Source organism: Rhizobium sp. NLR8a (assembly GCF_019685235.1).
Taxonomy (GTDB): Bacteria; Pseudomonadota; Alphaproteobacteria; order Rhizobiales; family Rhizobiaceae; genus Rhizobium.
The window spans coordinates 72,654-91,214 of the sequence record NZ_JABDWI010000007.1; the positions used below are offsets into that span (position 1 = coordinate 72,654).

The window sequence follows — 18,561 nt, forward strand, 5'->3', positions numbered from 1 at the left end:
TATCTAACATGAGCGTCGCGATGGAAGTTAACCTGCTGAGATCCGATGATAGGGCGAAAGCGTCAGTCCGGCATTTTGAGGAGATCGGCGAAGGCCTTGCTTTCGCTCTGCTTTCTGTTTTCCGCCGTCGACACGCCGAAAGCTCAGCCGGAAGAGAGTGCTGCCGAGCCGGCCTGTCTCTATTCGGGACCCTCGGCCTCGGGATCGGGCGAGAGGCTCTGCATCCGCAAAGACAGTTTCAATCGTGACCTCTGCAATGCGATCGAGCATTTCGCCGAGGCCAGTCGGTTGCCGCCAGCTTATTTCGCTCGGCTCATCTGGCGCGAAAGCACGTTTCGCCCCGACGCGGTCAGCTTCAAGGGCGCGCAGGGCATTGCGCAGTTCATGCCTGGAACGGCGAAACTTCGCGGCCTCGAGGACAGCTATCAGGCGCTGGAAGCCTTGAGGAAATCGGCGCAATATCTCGACGAGTTGCGTAACCGTTTCGGCAATCTCGGCCTTGCCGCCGCCGCCTATAACGCCGGCGAAAATGGTCTTGCGACTTACCTTACATCAGGCAGGTTACCCTACGAGACGCGTAGCTACGTGATGGCGATCACCGCGCATACGGTCGAGGAGTGGAAGGACAATCCGCCTGAAGACGCGGCCGTCCCGCTGGACAGGAACAAGCCCTTCCTCGAAGGCTGCGTAGCGCTCGCCGAAAGCCGGATATTGAAGGACACGCCTTGGCGTCAGGAGGGCATTTGGGCACCCTGGGGCATCCAGCTGGCGGCGAATGCAGATATGGCGGTGGCGCGGCGCATGTTTCGCGATGCCGTGCAGGATCTGCCGGCGCCATTGAATGCGGAGCAGCCGTTGATCTTGCGCCAGCGCGATCGCAGCTTCGGGTTCCGCCCGCGTTACGCCGCCCGTATCGCCCGGCAGACACGTATGGAGGCCAACGACGTCTGCAGCCAGATCCGCAAGCATGGCGGCACCTGCCTCGTTTTCAGGAACCAATAGCAGGCCTGCCCCATTCGCGGCGAAAAGTCTGCTTGCGGGATCGCCGGACGGAGCAGCATAGTCGCAGCGGATCATGCCATCGGGAGGAAGACAATGCGTGTTTTGGTCATTGGGGCAACGGGCCACGTCGGAACCTATCTCATTCCCCGTCTAGTGGAGGCGGGTCACGACGTCGTCACCATCAGCCGCGGCGCGGCAAAGCCTTATACGGCAAACCGCGCCTGGGCCTCTGTCGATCAGCGACAGATGGACCGGGTAGAGATGGAGCGGAAGGGTGATTTCGGTCCGGCCGTGCGGGAAGCGAAAGCCGATATCGTCATCGATATGATCTGCTTCACGCTGGAAAGCGCCGAGCAGCTGGTGACGGCGCTGTCAGGGCATGTCGGCCACTTCCTGCATACCGGCACGATCTGGACACATGGATATCCGGTGGCCGTGCCGACACGGGAGGAAGCGCCGAAGTCTCCGTTCGGTGACTATGGCATCCAGAAGGCGGCGATCGAGACCTATCTGCTGCAGCAGGCAAGACTTCGGGGTTTTCCGGCGACCGTCATTCATCCCGGCCACATTGTCGGCCCCGGATGGGCGCCGCTCAATCCGGCCGGCAATTTTAATCTGCAGGTCTTTTCGACCCTGGCCCGCGGAGAGGATCTGGCGCTGCCCAATTTCGGCCTGGAGACCGTTCATCACGTCCATGCCGATGACGTGGCGGCGATGTTCATGGATGCGATCGCCAATCGGAACGCATCGATCGGCGAAAGTTTCCATGCGGTATCGGAGCAGGCCGTGACGCTTCGCGGTTACGCCGAATCCATCTCGCGATGGTTCGGGCGCGACCCGAAGCTCACCTTCGCGCCCTTCGACGTTTGGGCGAAAGGCCAGACGGCCGAGGACGCGGAGGCGACATGGGAGCACATCGCCCGCAGTCCGAACTGCTCGATTGCCAAAGCCCGGCGCCTGTTGGGCTATACCCCGAGATATACATCTCTGCAGGCGGTGCGGGAATCAGTCGGCTGGCTGGTCGGGCAGGGGCGGATCAAGACCTGATCGCCGGTTAATCGTTCATGGGCTCTAATGGATGAGGATCGCTCGGAAATCGTTGACGTTGGTTCCGGTCGGACCGGTCTCGAAGAGATCGTCGATCGCCTGGAACGCCGTGTAGCTGTCATTGCCGTCGAGCAGCCGGCGCGGATCGAGCCCGGCGGCTCGCAGACGCTTCACCGTGCCGCCATCGGCAAAGGCGCCGGCATTGTCTTCCGAGCCGTCAATCCCGTCCGTGTCGGCAGCGAGCACATCAATACCGTCTTGCCCATCGATCGCAAGCGCCATGGCAAGGGTGAATTCGCCATTGCGCCCGCCCTTGCCGCCCTTGGCTCTCAGCGTCACCGTCGTCTCGCCGCCGGACAGGAGGACGACCGGCTTCGAGAATGGCCTGTTCCGCCCGAGAACCTCGCGGGCGATGGCCGCATGCACCAGCGCCACGTCACGCGATTCGCCTTCGATGGCATCCGAGAGGATTGCCGGCGTGATCCCTTGCGATTCCGCCTTGGCGGCCGCCGCCGCCAGCGAAACGCCGGCAGAGGCGATGATGTGATGCTGGTGCCGCAGGAATACCGGATCGTCCGGCCGCGGTGCATCTGCCTTCGGCGAGTTCAGATGGTCGAGCGCGGCCTGCGGCAACTGCAATCCATATTGCCTGATAATCTCCAGCGCTTCGTGCCGTGTTGAACCGTCGGGCACCGTCGGCCCGGAGGCGACATGGGCCGGGTTGTCGCCAGGAATGTCGGAAACAATCAGGCTGACGAGTCTCGCTTTCGTCGCCGCCGCCAGTCTGCCGCCCTTGATGGTGGAGAGATGTTTGCGCACCACATTCATCGCCGAAATCGGCGCGCCCGAAGCAAGCAGCATTTCGTTGAGCGCAATCTCGTCTTCGAGCGTCAACCCCTCCGGCGGGGCGGGCAGCAGCGCCGAGCCGCCGCCGCAGATCAGCGCGATCACCAGATCGTCTTCCGTCAACCGGTTCACCGTTTCCATCAACCGCCTCGCGGCAGCGAATCCCGCAGCGTCGGGCACCGGGTGGGCTGCCTCGATGATCTCGATGAAGCGTGTTTCGCAGCCATAGCCGTATCGCGTGACCACCAACCCCTCGATCGGTCCGTCCCATGCGCTTTCGAGCGCCCGCGCCATCTGCGCCGCGCCCTTGCCGGCGCCAATCACGACGGTTCTTCCTTTCGGTTTCTCCGGCAGGTGCGATTTGATGCCGGTCAGCGGATCGGCGGCGAGAACCGCCGCGTCGAACAGGCTTTTCAGGAAATCACGGGGGGTGGTTATCGTCATCGGTGGTCTCTGCTGCCTCAAGGTTCGATCATGATGGGGACTGTCGGCGCATCGGCGTGGCGGCGTCAAGGCCGAAGATGCGATGATCTGACGGCAGGACGCAGAGTCTGGCCATTGAAAGAGGCGAACGAATAGAAAGCATTAACCATCGTCCCGTAGACAACATATAGGATCAAAGGAAACCTGTATTCGATGGCCACTGAAACGACCCGCCGCCCCGCCGCCTCTCACGAAGGCAAGGTTATTGCCTTTCCCTCCGCAACCGGAACCGCCAACGTCGAGCGTTGCGCTCGGGAACTCGGCCGCCGGCATGGTGCGGACGCGATCGAATTTTGGAAGGCCGAGTGCCGCAGGCTTGCCGATCAGCTTCTGGCCGCGGGAATGCCGGAGAGCGAAGTCCGCCAGCGGGTGATGGAATTTCAGCAAGATGTCCAGATCGAACTGGTCCTCACCCACCAGAAGCAGGCTGTTGCCAAATCGCGGAAACGCTGATGCGTGGCAGCTGGAAGTGGGCAGCAGTTCCAGCTGTAGTTATAACGTTATTGCGCGTCGCACCCATCAGGTTTAACCCTACGCATCTGACCTGCAATCTCTTGCATTGGTGCGCTGTCTGCCGTCTGGACCTCGCTCGACGGCATGAGGAACTTCCGCCCGGATCTGGAGTTGATGTTGTCGATTGACAGCATTGACGCTGCGGGAGCCTTCTTGAATGTCGAACAAATCCAACTTCTTCTCTTCCTTCGCAACCGCCGTCGCCGAGCTGTCGGGAAGGCCGTTCACCTTTGTCGCGGCACTGACGCTCGTCCTCGTCTGGGCAGTGTCCGGGCCGTATTTCGATTATTCCGAAACGTGGCAGCTTGTGATCAACACGACGACCACCATCATCACCTTTCTGATGGTGTTTGTGTTGCAGAACAGCCAGAACCGTGACGGAAAGGCTCTGCAGGCCAAGCTCGACGAGCTCATTTTGACCAGCCAGGCCGCCAACAAGTTCGTCGGCATCGAAAAGCTGGACGAGGGCGAGCTCAGGGAAATGAGCAAGACGCTTTCAGAAAAAGCTGAAAGCATGGAGGAGAAGGCGGAGGAGAAATCTGGCGCAGAGGCAACGTCTGACTAACTGCTTCGCACTTCAGGTTCGCCTCGCCGAAATCTGGTCTCGATGCTGCTGCCGCATGCCTTCAATGGCGTCGACATCTTTCTTCTCCGCCGCAATCCAATGGTTTCCTGCCTCACTCGATCGAATCAGTTCGTCAAGCTTGGTATGCAGCGCCTTCATGTCCCGATTTTGGGAGTGCTGCACCAGCAGCAAAATGAAGAATGTAATGAGTGTCCCCACCATGTTGGTCAGCAAGAACCACTGTCGGGGGAAGGAAAAGCTCAAACCGACCGCGGTCCATGTGGCTGTGAACGCGACCAGCGCGGCAGGAAGCACATGATGCCCTGCCCATGATACCGCGAGGTCGGAAATCTCTCGAAAGCGCCAGCGCATACGGCTCTCCACAGCCCGTATAAAGGAAGATGGAGCAGATCGGAGCCGTGTCCATCAACCAAAGCGCGTTGCATGTCGTTACCGCAAAACCCGGCCTGGTTTTTGCGCGACAATTGCCTGGATGGTCGCGGATAATCCAACCTCCGGAAAGCCGGGCCATCTGAGGGGGCGCAGCATTCAGCTTGCGCCCCATGGGTGCATCCATCAGAGCCGGGAAGTGACGACGAGATCTTCCTCTGCGTCGCGTTGCGATCCTCCCAGAGCCGCAGCCGCAGCGGCTATGAAAGCGCCGACCAGAAGCGACAAGGATCCAAGCAATGCCGTGGTCGAGGCGGCTTTTCGTGCCTCGTCGGCAGCCTTCTGGGTGGCGGCCTTGGCGTCGTCGATACGCTTCAGCACCGCATCCACGCGGGTGCGCGCATCGGCTTCGGAAAGACCGGTTCGCGCAGAGACGATAGTGGCGAGATAGGCCTTGTCCTCATCTGGAACTTGCCCTTCGGCAGCGCCATTGAGGAGGATGCGGGAGACTTCCGATGTTGCCGCAGCATCGTTGGATGTCGCTGCCGCGCGCGCCTGATCAGGGCGTAGCAACGCGTCGGTAAAATAGGCGGTGGAAAGATCCAGCGGCGAGGTTGACGAGGTTGCTGCAGCCGTACCGGCGACCGCAGCAGTCGAGCCAACGGCTTGCGCGGCCGATCCCACCGCCTGTGCTCCGGCACCGGCGAGCGATGTCAGCGACGATGCGAGGAATCCGGCGACAAAGATGGTCGCCAAAGCCCAGCTTAGGAAACCATGCGCGGTGTCGCGGAAGAAAACCTCATCGGTGTGGACGGCCGCCCATTTTGTGCGCAGGCGGCCGGTTACATAGCCTCCGAGTGCGGAGGAGAGCCATTGCACGACGACGAGCCAGATCGCAGCTGTGATGCCGAGCGTGCCGAGCGAACTGCTTTGCCCCGACCAGGGCGACACCATCGTCAGCCCAAGCCCGGATCCCAGAAGCAGGAGGATGAGGGTCACTCCGATGGCGGCGGCTGCGCCACCGAAAATGGGTCCCCATGTCATGGCGGATTTGGAGGATTCGACCGGAGTGGCAACCTCTCCGGAACCTGTCACTGAAACCGACATGATCCGTTCCTATCGCATAAACAGAGCCAGAAGAATGATGATAGGCAGTGGAACGCCAAGCAGCCAAAGTAGAATACCGCGACCCATGAGAGACCTCCTGTCCAAGGCGACGTTACGTGGTTGATGCCACACAACTTTTAACCACGGCGTTTGTTCCCGCCGGTGGAAGCGGTCGGTTTGAAGCGCGCTGGTTTCCTTTCAATCGCGCGGCAGCATTTGAAGGAGCAGCAGATTGCCGGAGCGGTTGCCGCATCCTTGGCATTGAAGGCGTTTGGCCAGACCGGCGAGAGTCAGGTTCTGGCCGCAGCGCCGGGCAACATCCCGCCGGTCGATAAACATCTGGCGGCGACATATGCGGCAATGGCCGTAAATGACAAACCACTCCGGTAACGTCGCCAATGTTGCCTCTTCGATTTCGACGGCGTGGCGATCAGGGGGCGCGAGGCCGATACCGCGCGACGATGTCTCATCGCCTTTCAAAACTCGTAGTCCGTTCACATGCCATGCCGCGGCTCAGGTCCTTATCTCTCAGGGCAAGCTGAAGTCTGAGATGATGGCAATCCAGCAGCAGCGTCGTAATGGCGGCACGGACGTCCCCTTGGTGAAAAGCGACAACTGCGTCGACTTCTCCTCTCAACGTTTCTTCTGCCAATTTCTCGGCGGCCTGCGGACGCACGACCTCGATCTCCTTCAGAGCTTCCAATCCGATTTTCATCTGCCGCCTCACCGATGTTCCTATTATGTTCCCATCGAGCTCCGAGTCAAGAATGAAGGCGTTTCCGCGGATCGTTCGGTCATCGACCGAGGCGGTGCGCGACGCAGCGACGTTCCTGTACGTTTTCGAACTGAAACAATCTCCAGAGGCTTTTGTTTGCTGCCTATCGGCAATGAAGCAGCGAGGAGGATATCCAATGCTTCTGAGAATGATGGCAGTAGCAGCAATTACGATCGGTCTGGCATCGTCGGCGATGGCGCAATCAGGTGGAGGCTCGGGATCGGGCAGCGGCAGCGGAGCTTCAGGTTCCGGCAGCGGCACCATGTCTGGTTCGGACGCCAGTGGTTCCGGCAACACCAACTCCAGCGATGCCGGCGCAAATACGACGATGGGCGCCGGTGCGACTGGTGCGAACGGATCCGGCGGCGATCCAAACGACTGTCAGCGCCAGCAGGCCGGCGGCACCGGCAACCCGGCTCCCACCTCCGGCAATAGCTCGACACAACCCGATGCGGCAAATGCATGCCAGTGAAGGCTCGAGCGGCTTCATCAATTTGCCCCGGAAATCAGTGTCGCTTCCGGGGCACATGCGGCGGGTGCTTGCTGGTAATGCCGCAGGCATAGCCGGCGATATCCGCTCATCCCGCGCGCAGAATTTATAAAGGTCGGCAAGATTTTCGCGGCTGGAACTTATGTCCGTCGAAGGGAGCGCCTATATCTTTAGACACAGAGTGACGTCGGGGGAGATGAACTCGGGAAATGCTCCCGTTATTCCCGAGGGAGGGGCTCTCGCTCATCGAGCGCAGCGGAAATGGGAGAAGAAGTATCCATGAACAGATTTCGCGCAACTTTAACAGCTGCGGCAATTATTCTGGCGGCCATTGCCTCGGCGTGCTCGACACCGCCAAATTCATATGGCTCAGCGTCGGGGTATCAGCCGGGCGATTCGATGAACCCGGCCTGCGCCGACGGCTTCCGACCTGGCGACGGGCGTTCGTGCAGCTATTAGGGCCTGCGCCGCTTCAAATCTGATGCGGGCATACTGAATCCCCTGTCGAGCCCTCCGCCGGCATGAGCGAGGGCCAATTCTGTCACTCGCTGCCCACATGAAGAATTTTGGTTCTGCAATGGTTGGCGGCATGCCGAAGCGGAACCCTTATCGCTCGTCTCCGTTCCTCTTTCCTAACGATAGGAGGAATAAGCCATGGATTGGAACCGCGTCGAAGGTAACTGGAAGCAGATGAAGGGCAAGGTCAAGGAGCAGTGGGGCAAGCTGACGGACGACGATCTTGACGTCATCAACGGTAAGCGCGATCAGCTCGAAGGCAAGATCCAGGAGCGCTACGGCTACGAGAAAGACCGTACCCGGCGAGACATTGACGATTGGTATAGTCGCCAGACCTGGTAAGTCGCTTTGTCGGCGAACGGACCGGTAACTCGGCACGCCCAATTTAATGGGCGTGTCATTTTCGCATCCTTATCCGACGGATGCGGGCGGCAAGGCAGCAGCGCCGCGCCGCGTCGATAGCCGGTCGCCGCCGGCTAGCTGCCCGTGGGCGCTTGCTCTGTCCCTGCGCACAGCATGAAATTAATGGCCGGCTCGAGCACCACCCGCGATCACACCAGCGGCGCGTCGGCTGGTGTTTTCTGTGGGCGGGCAGTCGTTCATCGAAGGTTAATGCTTGTTAACCCAGAATCGCAGCTTGAAAGGATGCGCCGATGAAGATGCTTTTTTCCACACTTGCAGCCATTGTCTTGTCTGCATCTTTCGCCCTGCCGCTAAACGCCACGCCTATCGTCGTGCCGACTGCAGTACATGTGCATTCTCCCGACGTCGAGCAGGTCAAACACCGTCACCATGGTAATGGACATGCGTATGGCCACTGGAAGAAACATCGGTACGTGTACCGCGACTGCCGGTATTATGGCTCGTGCTATCGTCCGCGGTATTACGGCTCCCGCGACTATTACGGCTATCGCGACGATTACCCCTATCGTCGTCGGTCGGGTATGACCGTGTATTTTGATTTTTAGTCGGTAGCACCAGGGACACCAGCCTTGGACCCCACAAGCGCGCCGTCGGTCTCACCAGCCGGCGGCTCTTTTGTTTGAGTGGGGTGACCTGCGCCGTTACCTGTCTGGATCTGATCAACTGCGATACGAGGAGATCAAGGCGTCGGACAGGAGAGGAAGCTACATCAGTAGCCACAGAACTGTCGCAAAAAAGAAGGGTCGGGGCGGTATGGACCGATCGCCAAAGTGGAGAGGGGAGTGGAGAAACAAGTGCCTGTTTTTGGACTTCTCAACAAAAACAGACACTTATTCTCTAAAATGGCTCCCCGGGCCGGATTCGAACCGGCGACCTGTCGATTAACAGTCGAATGCTCTACCGCTGAGCTACCAGGGATCACTGCTTGGCGCGGTGTGAGTGGGCTAATACAAATGCTTGCCCGATTTGCCAAGCGGTTTTTTCAAAAAAATGAAATGAACTTGTATTTGGACAGTCTGCGCCCATCTCTGGGAAATGACAAATAGGAATGATCGCCAAGAGACAACGGGCAACGAGAAGCGCAGAGGGCGGGCAGGGCGCTTCGGTATCGACCACGTAAACCACAGGCTTGTGCTCGGCTCTTTCAGCATCGGTATGCCACGCTCACGCATCGGGCGGATGGCAATCGGCACGGCCCTCGTTTTCTGTGGATTGCTGGGCTTCCTGCCGGTCCTCGGTTTCTGGATGCTGCCGCTCGGCCTCCTGGTGCTCTCGCATGATCTTTCCATCGCCCGTCGGCTTCGGCGCCGGCTGGCAGTTTGGTGGCACAGGCGGCGAAAGCCGGCCGGGTAGCGGCGGTCGCCGGAGACGTCCTGCGGAACTTCGATCGTTTTCTGAATTGGTGCTTTATGGCGCTGAAACGTGCCATGATGGTCCGGGTGAGGATATGAAGCCATTTTTTGTTGTAGTCTTCTGGGTGGCGGCGATCGTCTCAGCCACATCAGCCGAGGCGCAGGCCGTGGACAGCCGCGGTTTTGACGCGAGCGGTATCTGCCGCCGCCCCGAAGGCTGCGTCATCGATCAAGGCCAAGGCGGCTATAATGGGCCGCGCAACTATCGCAATTTTAACGGCCGTAACGAGCGCGACGGCAACAACGATCGCGGTCGGGACGATCGCCGCTTTCGTTCCCAGAACAGGACCTCGCTTGAGAGCGTCGGTATCATCGCTGGCTGATGACGCAAGCCCGGTTGTCGAGTTCGATCTGGATGTATCCGGGTGAATCGATTCTAATTCGATCTCAGTTCGCTTTCCTCGAAAATCCCGCCATGGCCCGGATCAAGCTCGGTTGCCATCAAGAGACTGCAGGCGGCAAGAAGCAGAACGAGCTTCAGCCCGTGGACTGCCATTGAGCCCGATTGTCGACGGGCCGGTGGGACGCGCGATGGCGCGATATAGTATCGGTAATAGAAGTGTGGATCGTTCGTCTCCAGAAGGTTCTGATAGACATGTGGCGGAATGTTCGCATGTCTCACCGGCGCGGAACCAGCGAACTTTACGTGGAGATCCCGGGTCTCGGCATCATATGCCGCACGTCCCTGCCTTTCTTTTAGGGCAGCCCATTCCATCGCAGCTCCTATCCCTCCCACGGCGATAAGATGGCGGGCAGGCGCTCTAAGTCAAGTTGGGAGTTGTTCAAATACCGCCGGTTCTTCGTGTCCCGAGTGGCAGGCAATTCACCAGGATCGGCCGGCGTCGAAATCTTCGCACTCGTCCTCAGTCATCTGGCGGTGAACAAACTGGCCGTCGACGACCTTGCGCATCACGTGGCCGGTGATCGGCATCCTCGTGTTGATGTCGGTGACGGGTTCGGTAACGAGGGCATAGCCCCACTCGTCTTCCTTGCCTCCGTTCACATAGGCCATCGAGCTTCGCCTGAGCGTCGCAAGTAGTGAAAAGAACATGTCTTTGGCGGTCTCGCCGAATGTCGCGTCGTTCATGATTTCTCCCCAGAAAATGGGGATCAACCAAATCGGTTCGCATTACAATCCTAACTATTTGGGGGGATGCGGGAGGGCCGGACTTTTATTGGTATTTAGTTAACCGGCTATCATCATCAGAGGGTGTAGCCGGTCCCGGAGGATTTCCGCAAACGCCTATTCCGAATGAAAAAAGGATCACATTCAGAATGAAAGGTCTTGCGCTCATTCTAGAGCTGGTCTAAATCGCGGCCACCACACGATATTTTTCGATGTCGGTCACAGGTGAGGCCTCGTGGCGGAGTGGTGACGCAGAGGACTGCAAATCCTTGTACCCCGGTTCAATTCCGGGCGAGGCCTCCAATTTCTCCTCATGTCTGCTAAAGAGTTGCGAAACCTCGCTGATTTTCAAAGTGGCGGCTCGGCCGCACGCTATTTTACAGGCAAGCGTACACGTCTTGCGTCGCCCGCCTTAGATTGTCGCAGGCTCAATGCCAGCTACGCGGCAGCGCGCTTCGGCGCTCGGCCTCCTCAGGTCGTTTCACCGTCCAGCAGCCCGCAGCAGAAGATACCGATGAGCGCTGCGAGGATGAAGAAATCGAACAGGGTCAAATATTCGAAAATCGCAGACATGGCCTGCTCCTCCCACTTCTATAAATCATAACATGACGCGGTTGGGCATTCCACGCAGGCGTTGCGCCTGTGGCGTGAAAGAGGCGCCTGGCGGATTCTTTTCGCCGACCGCTGCCAAGCCTTGAAAGCATCCGTGGCGGGGATTAAGAGACGAGGAACAGGAACCGCTTTTCAAGAGCGAGAGGACATGATGGATTTCGAAGCAGCGCGCGCAAAGATGGTCGACACCCAAATCCGCACCACGGATGTTACCTCGCATTCCGTGCTGACGGCATTTCTGACGGTGCCGCGCGAGGCTTTCGTGCCGGAGAAGTCAAAGCTGCTCGCCTATATCGACACTGACGTCGAAATATCAGCCGCCGCACCGGGCAAGCCGGCCCGTTTCCTGATGGAGGCCTCGCCGCTCGCCAAGCTGCTGCAGCTGGCCGCCATCGGCAAAGACGATTTCGTGCTCGAGGTCGGGTGCGGCACGGGATATACATCGGCGCTGTTGTCGATCATCGCCGGCTCGGTCATTGCCCTCGAATGCGACGAGGCACTGGCTACCGAAGCGAAGGCAAAGCTCGCCGGCTACGGCAAGGTCGAGGTTGTGACCGGCCCCCTCGAAAAGGGCTACGCCGCCGGCGCGCCCTATGATCTGATCTTCGTCAACGGCGCGGTCGAGGAGGTTCCGGCCGCTCTTCTCGGTCAGCTTCGCGATGGCGGCCGTCTGGTCACCGTCGAAGGCTATGGCAATGCCGCTCGTGCCAAGGTCTTCGTCGCCGAGCGCGGCGCCATTTCGGAGAACGTCTTCTTCAACGCTTCGGTCAAGCCGCTGCCGGGTTTCGCCAAGGCGCGCGAATTCGTTTTCTGACGCCGTTCTCCCTGTTGAATTCGAGCGACGGGCGCCATTGGCGCCCGTTTTTGTCAGTGCTGCGGAACAGCCTTCACAAACATCATTTTCTGACGCTGCCATCTCCGAATATCGGCGGCAAGCATTCGGTAACAAAACTGTGCATGGCTGCATTCATTTGATTCTCGATGATTTTTTTCGCGTCTGGGGTATTCTAAGGTCGTGGTGATTCGGATGAACGCTCCACACCGTCCGATCGTTGTGTTGGGATAACGGGGATAGATATGGCTCAGCCAAGTGTAGCGCGTGAACCGTCCATGGAAGAAATTCTGGCCTCCATCCGCCAGATCATCGAAAGCAATGAACCCGGCGCCGGCAAGGCGATTTCAGCTTCCGTGCCGCCGGTTTACGGCGCCGACGACGACGAAAACGGCTCCGAAATCCATCTGACGGTGGATGACACCTATGCCGGCGTGGAGTTTCCCGAACCGGCCATGCGCTCGTCCGATCCACGTTTCGTCGCCGCCAATTCGGCCGGCACCGCCCCTGAGACCGAAGCCCCGGCCCGCGCGCTGTCGCTTGCCGATGTCGCAGCCCGCGTGCGCGCCGCCTCCGAGCGCAGCGCCGTGCAGGCCGGTCAAGCCTTGCGCGAAATTCCGAGCGGCTTCCGCCAGCCGGAGCCGCAGCCGGCCGTGATGCCGGAGCCCCCGCGCGCTGCAAGTCCGCAGCCGCAGCCGACACGGCCCGCTTTTGCCGCTGCCGCAGCACCCGTTTCCTCTGTTCCCGTCCAACAGCCGCCAGAACCGACGCTTGCCGAAACACCGCGTGTCGCCGTCGCCGAGCAAGCCGCTGCTGCCGCCGAAACTGCGCCACCGGCTTTGGAGTCCGCTACTTCGTCGACCGAGCGTTTCCTCCCGAGCGTTGTCGACGAGACCCAGCCGTCACTGCTTTCGGAAGACGCCGGTCTGCAGATCAGCCGCTCCTTCGAGGAGCTTGCCGCGGCGATCGACGGCGCCGAGCGCCGCTCGCTGGACGAGATTGCCGAGGACATGCTGCGCCCGATGCTGCGTGAATGGCTTGATGACAATCTGCCAACTCTGGTCGAACGGCTGGTGCGCGAGGAAATCGAGCGCGTGGCGCGCGGCCCGCGCCGCTGATCGGATTGATTTTTCCTGGAAAAGCCGCTCCGGTCTCCGGGGCGGCTTTTTTATTGACTTGGTCGTGGCCATCCTATTTACAAACGCCCATCCTCGAACCTCGAAATTGGTCAAAAAATGCTCGACAAGACCTATGATTCCGCTGCCGTCGAACCGAAAATCGCCGCGAAATGGGATGAGGCGGATGCCTTCCGCGCCGGCGCGAACGCCAAACCGGGGGCCGAGACCTTCACCATCGTGATCCCGCCGCCGAATGTCACCGGCTCGCTTCATATGGGGCATGCGCTCAACAATACGCTGCAGGACATCATGGTGCGCTTCGAGCGCATGCGCGGCAAGGACGTGCTCTGGCAGCCGGGCATGGATCACGCCGGCATCGCCACCCAGATGGTCGTCGAACGCAAGCTGATGGAGCAGCAGCTGCCAGGCCGCCGCGAGATGGGCCGCGAGGCCTTCATCGACAAGATTTGGGAGTGGAAAGCAGAATCGGGCGGCCTGATCTTCAACCAGTTGAAGCGCCTCGGCGCCTCCTGCGACTGGTCACGCGAGCGCTTCACCATGGACGAAGGCCTGTCGCAGGCCGTTCTCGAGGTTTTCGTTACGCTCTATAAGGAAGGCCTGATTTACAAGGACAAGCGCCTTGTCAATTGGGACCCAAAACTCCTGACGGCGATTTCCGACATGGAGGTCGAGCAACACGAGGTGAAGGGCCATCTCTGGCATCTGCGCTATCCGCTCGAGCCGGGTGTCACCTATCAATATCCGATCGCCTTCGACGAGGAAGGCAAGCCGACTGCGTTCGAGACGCGGGACTATATCGTCGTCGCCACGACGCGGCCGGAGACGATGCTCGGCGATACCGGCGTTGCCGTGAACCCCGAAGACGAGCGTTACAAGCCGATCATCGGCAAGCATGTCATCCTGCCGATCGTCGGCCGCAGGATACCGATCGTCGCCGATTCCTATGCTGATCCGACAGCCGGCACAGGCGCGGTGAAGATTACGCCGGCCCATGATTTCAACGACTTCGAAGTCGGCAAGCGCGCGAAGCTGCGTGCGATCAACGTCATGAATATCGATGGCACCATTGCCATCAAGGATAATGAGGATTTCCTTGAAGGTCTCGACAATCCCGCGGCACTGCATGGCGCCTGGGACCGTCTGGAAGGGCAGGACCGGTTCCATGCGCGCAAGGTGATCGTCGAGATCTTCGAAGAGGCCGGCCTTGTCGACAAGATCGAACCGCACAAGCATATGGTCCCGCATGGCGACCGCGGCGGCGTGCCGATCGAGCCGCGGCTGACGGAACAATGGTTTGTCGACAACAAGACATTGGGGCAGCCTGCCCTGGAGTCCGTTCGCGAGGGAAGAACCAGGTTTATTCCCAGGAACTGGGAAAACACTTATTTCAATTGGCTGGAGAACATCGAACCGTGGTGTATCTCTCGCCAGCTCTGGTGGGGCCATCAGATTCCCGCTTGGTACGGTCCTGACGGCCAAGTCTTCGTCGAAAAGACCGAGGAGGAGGCGCTGCAGGCGGCGATCCAGCATTACCTCTCGCATGAAGGGCCGATGAAGGCCTATGTCGAGGACCTGCTCGAAAACTTCAAGCCTGGCGAAATCCTGACGCGGGACGAGGACGTGCTCGACACCTGGTTCTCTTCTGCGCTCTGGCCTTTCTCGACACTCGGCTGGCCCGACGAGACGCCGGAACTTGCGCGTTACTACCCGACGAATGTCCTCGTCACCGGTTTCGATATCATCCCGTTCTGGGTCGTTCGCATGATGCAGATGGGCCTGCATTTCATGAAGGACGAGAATGGCGATCCCGTCGAACCTTTTCATACGATCTATATTCACGCACTGGTGCGCGATAAGAACGGGCAGAAGATGTCGAAGTCGAAGGGCAACGTCATCGACCCCCTGGAACTGATCGACGAATACGGTGCCGACGCACTGCGCTTCACCCTGGCGATCATGGCCGCACAGGGCCGCGATGTGAAGCTCGATCCGGCCCGCATCGCCGGCTACCGCAATTTCGGCACCAAGCTCTGGAACGCCACGCGTTTTGCCGAGATGAACGGCGCCAAGAGCGATCCGCATTTCGTGCCGGAGGCGGCCGAGCTTACCATCAACCGCTGGATCCTTACGGAGCTTGCCCGTACGGAACGTGACGTTACGGAAGCGCTTGAAGCCTTCCGCTTCAACGATGCGGCCGGCGCGCTCTACCGTTTCGTCTGGAACGAAGTCTGCGACTGGTATCTCGAGCTTCTGAAGCCGGTCTTCAATGGCGATGACGAGGGCGCCAAGGCCGAAGCCCAGGCCTGCAGCGCCTATATTCTCGAAGAGATCTACAAGCTTTTGCACCCCTTCATGCCCTTCATGACCGAAGAGCTTTGGGCGCATACCGCAGGCGAAGGCAAGGAACGCGACACGCTGGTCTGCCATGCCGAATGGCCGGCGCCGTCCTATGCGGATGACGCGGCTGCCGACGAGATCAATTGGCTGATCGACCTCGTCTCCGGCATCCGCTCCGTGCGCGCCGAAATGAACGTGCCGCCGTCGGCGACCGCCCCGCTGGTCGTCGTCAAGGCCAACAATCTCACGCGCGAAAGGCTGTTCCGCCACGACGCCGCCATCAAGCGGCTTGCCCGCGTGGAAGCGATATCACTATCCGACGATGCGCCGAAGGGCGCGGCCCAGATTGTCGTCGCCGAAGCCACCGTCTGCCTGCCGCTCGGCAATCTGATCGACCTTGCTGCCGAAAGGGCCCGCCTGGAAAAGGCGATTGCCAAGATGGATGGAGAAATCGCCCGCATCAATGGCAAGCTTTCCAACGAGAAGTTCGTCGCCAACGCCAATCCCGAGGTGGTCGAGGCCGAGCGCGAGCGTCTCGATGAGTTGAAGGGGCAGATCGCCAGCTTGAATACCGCGCTTTCCAGGGTCAGCGAAGCCGGATAAGTTTCATTGTCGATTTTGGTAAGTTATTTCAAAGACGCGCCTGCTTCGGGGCGCGTCTTTCGTCGTTTGGGGAACGCCTGATTCGGTCCTGAGCGGGGCTGATTTGAGGCGCTGAGCCTGTGGATTTTGGCTTTAGGGGTATCCCTTTGGTGAAAACTGTCACTGTTGTCGGATTGATACAGCTTCTGCACTGTTTGGAATGAAAACCCAAAAGACCGTCTCAAAATCGATGGCTCTAGAATAGAATTTTATTAACCAGATTTTTTGACGTGTCCGTCAATTTCTTTACGTAAGTTAGCCACTGCAATGCCTGGGAGCGCCGCCGTGGGGCGCGTTGCCATGTCGAGCGAACGCTTACTAAAGTGGCGTACATCAATTGCTGGAGTGGGGGAGACACAATGGCATCGCGTATGTTTTCCAAGGGCGTAACGTCGCTCGTTCTTCTTTCGTCGCTTGCCTCGCCGTCCTTTGCCGGCGGCCTGGAGCGCGGCGGCTATAACATCGATCAGCTGTTCGATACGTCGCCTTTCTCATTTCAGTCGGGCGTGACTTACGTCACGCCGCAGCGCAAGCTGAAGGATGTCCGAGACACGAATACGTCGATACTGACAGGGGGCGGCAATCTGAACAGCCGTCCAGACACGGCTGACGATACCTCAAATTACACCATCCCCTATATTGGTTTTAAGGCTGGTTTTGGCGATGCGGTCGACTGCCTCGTTGACTATTCGGAGCCCTTCGGCGCACACACCGATCCCGGCATGAATTGGGCTGGCGCCAACGATAACATCGAGACAGAGATCAAAACCCGGAACTATGGCGGCACCTGCTCCTATCGTTTTGATGTCGGCCCTGGGCAGCTTCGCTTCATTGGCGGCGCTTTTTATCAGGAAGTCGAAGGCTTCAAGGAACGTCTGGTTTCAACGCTTCCGCTTCTGCTCGGGACTGGAACTGGCGTCGGTCGCCTGGATATCGACGATAGCGGTTGGGGCTGGCGCGCCGGTCTTGCTTACGAGATTCCGGAATATGCGATGCGTGCGAGCCTCGTCTATAACAGTCGCGTCAAGTACGATGACCTGTCCGGGACTGTTGATCTCCGTCAAGTTCCGGTTGTGCCGCTATATGGGGGCCTGGTCACACCAGTTTCCGGTTCCGCCGAAGCTCCGGATTCGCTGGAGCTGAAGCTGCAAAGCGGTATCGCTCCGGATTGGCTTGCATTCGGATCGGTTAAATGGACGAATTGGAGCGTCCTGCAGTCGGTAGCATTCTGCCCGACCAACGGCTTGCCTTGCCCCGCGGGTGGTCTAACCTCGCTCGACCTCCTTTATCGTGATGGTTGGACGATCTCCGGCGGTGTCGGCCACAAATTCAATGAACAATGGGCCGGTGCAGTCAGCCTGACATGGGACCGCGGCACCAGCCAGGGGTATGGCGCGCAGACAGACAGCTGGACGCTGGGGCTCGGTGCAGCCTACACACCGACCGAACATATCGAATGGCGCTTTGCCGGTGCCGTGGGCGTGTTGACGAGCGGTTCGTCTGGTGCTGTGACCCGGAATGGCGTCACATACGGAGATGATGTTTCCTACTCCTTCGATGACGATCTGGTCGCTGCACTGTCGACAAGCATAAAGATCAAGTTCTAAATTCCTGATTTGAAGAATTGAGAGCCCGGCACTGCCGGGCTTTTCTTTGTGCGCGGCCCGTTAATCATGTCATTTGCTGGTCTCGTTTTGTGACGATTCAGCAACAGTTTTTTACGATGAATGGCGTATGGTGGCGATGGGGCGAATTTGTCCATTTCCCGCCACAAAGAGAGCGCAGCGGTATTGCGGGCGAGGTGATGGCAGACTTACGGTGCGTGTAATCAGTAGCATGGGTCGATTTTTTTCCGGTAACACCAGATCGTACGGCGCAAGTGGCGACAGCCGCGTGATTGCGGCCGTTTCTCTTTCCGGGCAAGGCTATTGCGACCGTAAATTCGACCTCACGATCATGCCGTCGATCCATTCATTGCCGTCGTTATCTGTCCGTTCGCATAGTCAGGCGGGCTTAGCGGCAGATGTCGATACCGGTTTGGTCACATTTGCTATTTACGAATGCGATAAAGGCGGGAAGGCGGATGCCGCGCCCGCCGACGGGGTGCCAGGAAGATTACAGTCGGGCCATGCCGCGAGCCGGGTGGTCCTGAATGAGATGCTGAAAATTCGGCCTCTCGAAAGAGGCCAATGGGCTGGAAGCGACGCGGGCAAAGGGGCCATGGAGCTCGCCGCGGGATCGCTCGCCTCGAAAGAATACATCGGTGGTATGCCCGGCGTCAGCGCCGGCTGCGGGCGATGAGCG

22 protein-coding genes and 2 tRNA genes are annotated in these 18,561 nt (G+C 59.4%); 17 read left to right on the plus strand and 7 right to left on the minus strand.

Translation table 11 applies throughout. From position 1 onward, the window contains the following. Window positions 1–45 precede the first annotated feature (45 nt). A complete protein-coding gene (locus HJC04_RS14580) occupies window positions 46–1,002 on the plus strand; it encodes a lytic transglycosylase domain-containing protein (protein WP_221146529.1) in 957 nt (318 codons plus the stop codon). A gap of 93 nt (window positions 1,003–1,095) precedes the next feature. Then, a complete protein-coding gene (locus HJC04_RS14585) occupies window positions 1,096–2,049 on the plus strand; it encodes an NAD(P)-dependent oxidoreductase (protein ID WP_221146530.1) in 954 nt (317 codons plus the stop codon). A gap of 24 nt (window positions 2,050–2,073) precedes the next feature. On the opposite strand, the gene HJC04_RS14590 is transcribed toward HJC04_RS14585, so the two are convergent. After that, the gene (locus HJC04_RS14590; protein ID WP_221146531.1) at window positions 2,074–3,339 is read right to left on the minus strand and encodes a glycerate kinase; all 1,266 of its coding nucleotides are present in this window, start codon (window positions 3,337–3,339) and stop codon (window positions 2,074–2,076) included. 192 nt (window positions 3,340–3,531) lie between these two features. Between HJC04_RS14590 and HJC04_RS14595 the strand changes: the two genes are divergently transcribed. Both HJC04_RS14595 and HJC04_RS14600 read left to right on the plus strand, forming a co-directional pair. Beyond that, window positions 3,532–3,831, plus strand: a complete 300-nt coding sequence (locus tag HJC04_RS14595; protein ID WP_210628150.1) for a DUF6074 family protein — start codon at window positions 3,532–3,534, stop codon at window positions 3,829–3,831. A gap of 217 nt (window positions 3,832–4,048) precedes the next feature. Then, a complete protein-coding gene (locus HJC04_RS14600) occupies window positions 4,049–4,456 on the plus strand; it encodes a low affinity iron permease family protein (RefSeq protein ID WP_210628149.1) in 408 nt (135 codons plus the stop codon). A gap of 12 nt (window positions 4,457–4,468) precedes the next feature. Here the strand turns inward: HJC04_RS14600 and HJC04_RS14605 are convergent, their stop codons facing one another. Further along, complete coding sequence (locus HJC04_RS14605) at window positions 4,469–4,828, minus strand: low affinity iron permease family protein (RefSeq protein ID WP_210628148.1); 360 nt, start codon at window positions 4,826–4,828, stop codon at window positions 4,469–4,471. A gap of 204 nt (window positions 4,829–5,032) precedes the next feature. Beyond that, window positions 5,033–5,953 (minus strand): hypothetical protein, encoded by a 921-nt coding sequence (locus tag HJC04_RS14610; protein ID WP_210628147.1) that lies wholly within the window; start codon window positions 5,951–5,953, stop codon window positions 5,033–5,035. A 177-nt stretch (window positions 5,954–6,130) separates the two neighbouring features. On the opposite strand from HJC04_RS14610, the gene HJC04_RS32110 reads away from it, so the two are divergent. Continuing rightward, the gene (locus HJC04_RS32110) at window positions 6,131–6,343 is read left to right on the plus strand and encodes a hypothetical protein (RefSeq protein ID WP_210628146.1); all 213 of its coding nucleotides are present in this window, start codon (window positions 6,131–6,133) and stop codon (window positions 6,341–6,343) included. A 76-nt stretch (window positions 6,344–6,419) separates the two neighbouring features. On the opposite strand, the gene HJC04_RS14620 is transcribed toward HJC04_RS32110, so the two are convergent. Continuing rightward, entirely contained in the window at window positions 6,420–6,668 is a 249-nt protein-coding gene (locus HJC04_RS14620; RefSeq protein ID WP_405047657.1) for a hypothetical protein, read from the minus strand. Window positions 6,669–6,720: 52 nt separating this feature from the next. Between HJC04_RS14620 and HJC04_RS14625 the strand changes: the two genes are divergently transcribed. The 4 genes from HJC04_RS14625 to HJC04_RS14635 all read left to right on the plus strand — a co-directional run bounded on the left by HJC04_RS14625 (window position 6,721) and on the right by HJC04_RS14635 (window position 8,702). Beyond that, a complete protein-coding gene (locus HJC04_RS14625; protein ID WP_247241661.1) occupies window positions 6,721–7,200 on the plus strand; it encodes a hypothetical protein in 480 nt (159 codons plus the stop codon). A 297-nt stretch (window positions 7,201–7,497) separates the two neighbouring features. Continuing rightward, window positions 7,498–7,677, plus strand: coding sequence for a hypothetical protein (locus HJC04_RS31735; protein ID WP_247241660.1), 180 nt, complete (start codon window positions 7,498–7,500; stop codon window positions 7,675–7,677). A 195-nt stretch (window positions 7,678–7,872) separates the two neighbouring features. Further along, window positions 7,873–8,076 carry a CsbD family protein gene (locus HJC04_RS14630; RefSeq protein ID WP_221146532.1) on the plus strand — a complete coding sequence of 68 codons (204 nt, stop codon included), beginning with the start codon at window positions 7,873–7,875 and terminating at the stop codon, window positions 8,074–8,076. A 311-nt stretch (window positions 8,077–8,387) separates the two neighbouring features. Then, a complete protein-coding gene (locus HJC04_RS14635) occupies window positions 8,388–8,702 on the plus strand; it encodes a hypothetical protein (RefSeq protein WP_221146533.1) in 315 nt (104 codons plus the stop codon). Between the two features lie 298 nt (window positions 8,703–9,000). Here HJC04_RS14635 and HJC04_RS14640 read toward each other — a convergent pair. Next, window positions 9,001–9,075, minus strand: a tRNA-Asn gene (locus HJC04_RS14640). Between the two features lie 117 nt (window positions 9,076–9,192). Here HJC04_RS14640 and HJC04_RS31740 point away from each other — a divergent pair. Both HJC04_RS31740 and HJC04_RS14645 read left to right on the plus strand, forming a co-directional pair. Next, window positions 9,193–9,510, plus strand: a complete 318-nt coding sequence (locus tag HJC04_RS31740; RefSeq protein WP_210628143.1) for a hypothetical protein — start codon at window positions 9,193–9,195, stop codon at window positions 9,508–9,510. Window positions 9,511–9,604: 94 nt separating this feature from the next. After that, window positions 9,605–9,892: a hypothetical protein gene (locus tag HJC04_RS14645; protein ID WP_210628142.1), complete on the plus strand. Its 288-nt coding sequence runs from the start codon at window positions 9,605–9,607 to the stop codon at window positions 9,890–9,892. Window positions 9,893–9,945: 53 nt separating this feature from the next. Here the strand turns inward: HJC04_RS14645 and HJC04_RS14650 are convergent, their stop codons facing one another. After that, complete coding sequence (locus tag HJC04_RS14650; RefSeq protein WP_210628141.1) at window positions 9,946–10,284, minus strand: KTSC domain-containing protein; 339 nt, start codon at window positions 10,282–10,284, stop codon at window positions 9,946–9,948. 108 nt (window positions 10,285–10,392) lie between these two features. Then, complete coding sequence (locus tag HJC04_RS14655) at window positions 10,393–10,656, minus strand: hypothetical protein (RefSeq protein WP_221146534.1); 264 nt, start codon at window positions 10,654–10,656, stop codon at window positions 10,393–10,395. Window positions 10,657–10,924: 268 nt separating this feature from the next. Between HJC04_RS14655 and HJC04_RS14660 the strand changes: the two genes are divergently transcribed. The 6 genes from HJC04_RS14660 to HJC04_RS14685 all read left to right on the plus strand — a co-directional run bounded on the left by HJC04_RS14660 (window position 10,925) and on the right by HJC04_RS14685 (window position 18,558). After that, window positions 10,925–10,998 (plus strand) — tRNA-Cys (locus HJC04_RS14660). Between the two features lie 457 nt (window positions 10,999–11,455). Beyond that, the gene (locus tag HJC04_RS14665) at window positions 11,456–12,121 is read left to right on the plus strand and encodes a protein-L-isoaspartate O-methyltransferase (RefSeq protein WP_210628139.1); all 666 of its coding nucleotides are present in this window, start codon (window positions 11,456–11,458) and stop codon (window positions 12,119–12,121) included. Between the two features lie 263 nt (window positions 12,122–12,384). Continuing rightward, window positions 12,385–13,257 carry a PopZ family protein gene (locus HJC04_RS14670; protein ID WP_221146535.1) on the plus strand — a complete coding sequence of 291 codons (873 nt, stop codon included), beginning with the start codon at window positions 12,385–12,387 and terminating at the stop codon, window positions 13,255–13,257. Window positions 13,258–13,374: 117 nt separating this feature from the next. After that, entirely contained in the window at window positions 13,375–16,218 is a 2,844-nt protein-coding gene (locus HJC04_RS14675) for a valine--tRNA ligase (protein ID WP_210628137.1), read from the plus strand. Window positions 16,219–16,616: 398 nt separating this feature from the next. Then, window positions 16,617–17,864: an OmpP1/FadL family transporter gene (locus HJC04_RS14680; protein WP_210628136.1), complete on the plus strand. Its 1,248-nt coding sequence runs from the start codon at window positions 16,617–16,619 to the stop codon at window positions 17,862–17,864. A 229-nt stretch (window positions 17,865–18,093) separates the two neighbouring features. Further along, window positions 18,094–18,558 carry a hypothetical protein gene (locus HJC04_RS14685; RefSeq protein ID WP_210631640.1) on the plus strand — a complete coding sequence of 155 codons (465 nt, stop codon included), beginning with the start codon at window positions 18,094–18,096 and terminating at the stop codon, window positions 18,556–18,558. The last annotated feature ends 3 nt before the right edge of the window (window positions 18,559–18,561 follow it).

What these genes read in the sequence shown, in the direction of transcription:
- HJC04_RS14580 (WP_221146529.1), top strand. Translation starts at nt 46, where the DNA reads ATGATAGGGCGAAAGCGTCAGTCCGGCATTTTGAGGAGATCGGCGAAG.
- HJC04_RS14585 (WP_221146530.1), top strand. Translation starts at nt 1,096, where the DNA reads ATGCGTGTTTTGGTCATTGGGGCAACGGGCCACGTCGGAACCTATCTC.
- HJC04_RS14590 (WP_221146531.1), bottom strand. Translation starts at nt 3,339, where the DNA reads ATGACGATAACCACCCCCCGTGATTTCCTGAAAAGCCTGTTCGACGCG.
- HJC04_RS14595 (WP_210628150.1), top strand. Translation starts at nt 3,532, where the DNA reads ATGGCCACTGAAACGACCCGCCGCCCCGCCGCCTCTCACGAAGGCAAG.
- HJC04_RS14600 (WP_210628149.1), top strand. Translation starts at nt 4,049, where the DNA reads ATGTCGAACAAATCCAACTTCTTCTCTTCCTTCGCAACCGCCGTCGCC.
- HJC04_RS14605 (WP_210628148.1), bottom strand. Translation starts at nt 4,828, where the DNA reads ATGCGCTGGCGCTTTCGAGAGATTTCCGACCTCGCGGTATCATGGGCA.
- HJC04_RS14610 (WP_210628147.1), bottom strand. Translation starts at nt 5,953, where the DNA reads ATGTCGGTTTCAGTGACAGGTTCCGGAGAGGTTGCCACTCCGGTCGAA.
- HJC04_RS14620 (WP_405047657.1), bottom strand. Translation starts at nt 6,668, where the DNA reads ATGAAAATCGGATTGGAAGCTCTGAAGGAGATCGAGGTCGTGCGTCCG.
- HJC04_RS14625 (WP_247241661.1), top strand. Translation starts at nt 6,721, where the DNA reads ATGAAGGCGTTTCCGCGGATCGTTCGGTCATCGACCGAGGCGGTGCGC.
- HJC04_RS31735 (WP_247241660.1), top strand. Translation starts at nt 7,498, where the DNA reads ATGAACAGATTTCGCGCAACTTTAACAGCTGCGGCAATTATTCTGGCG.
- HJC04_RS14630 (WP_221146532.1), top strand. Translation starts at nt 7,873, where the DNA reads ATGGATTGGAACCGCGTCGAAGGTAACTGGAAGCAGATGAAGGGCAAG.
- HJC04_RS14635 (WP_221146533.1), top strand. Translation starts at nt 8,388, where the DNA reads ATGAAGATGCTTTTTTCCACACTTGCAGCCATTGTCTTGTCTGCATCT.
- HJC04_RS31740 (WP_210628143.1), top strand. Translation starts at nt 9,193, where the DNA reads ATGACAAATAGGAATGATCGCCAAGAGACAACGGGCAACGAGAAGCGC.
- HJC04_RS14645 (WP_210628142.1), top strand. Translation starts at nt 9,605, where the DNA reads ATGAAGCCATTTTTTGTTGTAGTCTTCTGGGTGGCGGCGATCGTCTCA.
- HJC04_RS14650 (WP_210628141.1), bottom strand. Translation starts at nt 10,284, where the DNA reads ATGGAATGGGCTGCCCTAAAAGAAAGGCAGGGACGTGCGGCATATGAT.
- HJC04_RS14655 (WP_221146534.1), bottom strand. Translation starts at nt 10,656, where the DNA reads ATGAACGACGCGACATTCGGCGAGACCGCCAAAGACATGTTCTTTTCA.
- HJC04_RS14665 (WP_210628139.1), top strand. Translation starts at nt 11,456, where the DNA reads ATGATGGATTTCGAAGCAGCGCGCGCAAAGATGGTCGACACCCAAATC.
- HJC04_RS14670 (WP_221146535.1), top strand. Translation starts at nt 12,385, where the DNA reads ATGGCTCAGCCAAGTGTAGCGCGTGAACCGTCCATGGAAGAAATTCTG.
- HJC04_RS14675 (WP_210628137.1), top strand. Translation starts at nt 13,375, where the DNA reads ATGCTCGACAAGACCTATGATTCCGCTGCCGTCGAACCGAAAATCGCC.
- HJC04_RS14680 (WP_210628136.1), top strand. Translation starts at nt 16,617, where the DNA reads ATGGCATCGCGTATGTTTTCCAAGGGCGTAACGTCGCTCGTTCTTCTT.
- HJC04_RS14685 (WP_210631640.1), top strand. Translation starts at nt 18,094, where the DNA reads ATGGGTCGATTTTTTTCCGGTAACACCAGATCGTACGGCGCAAGTGGC.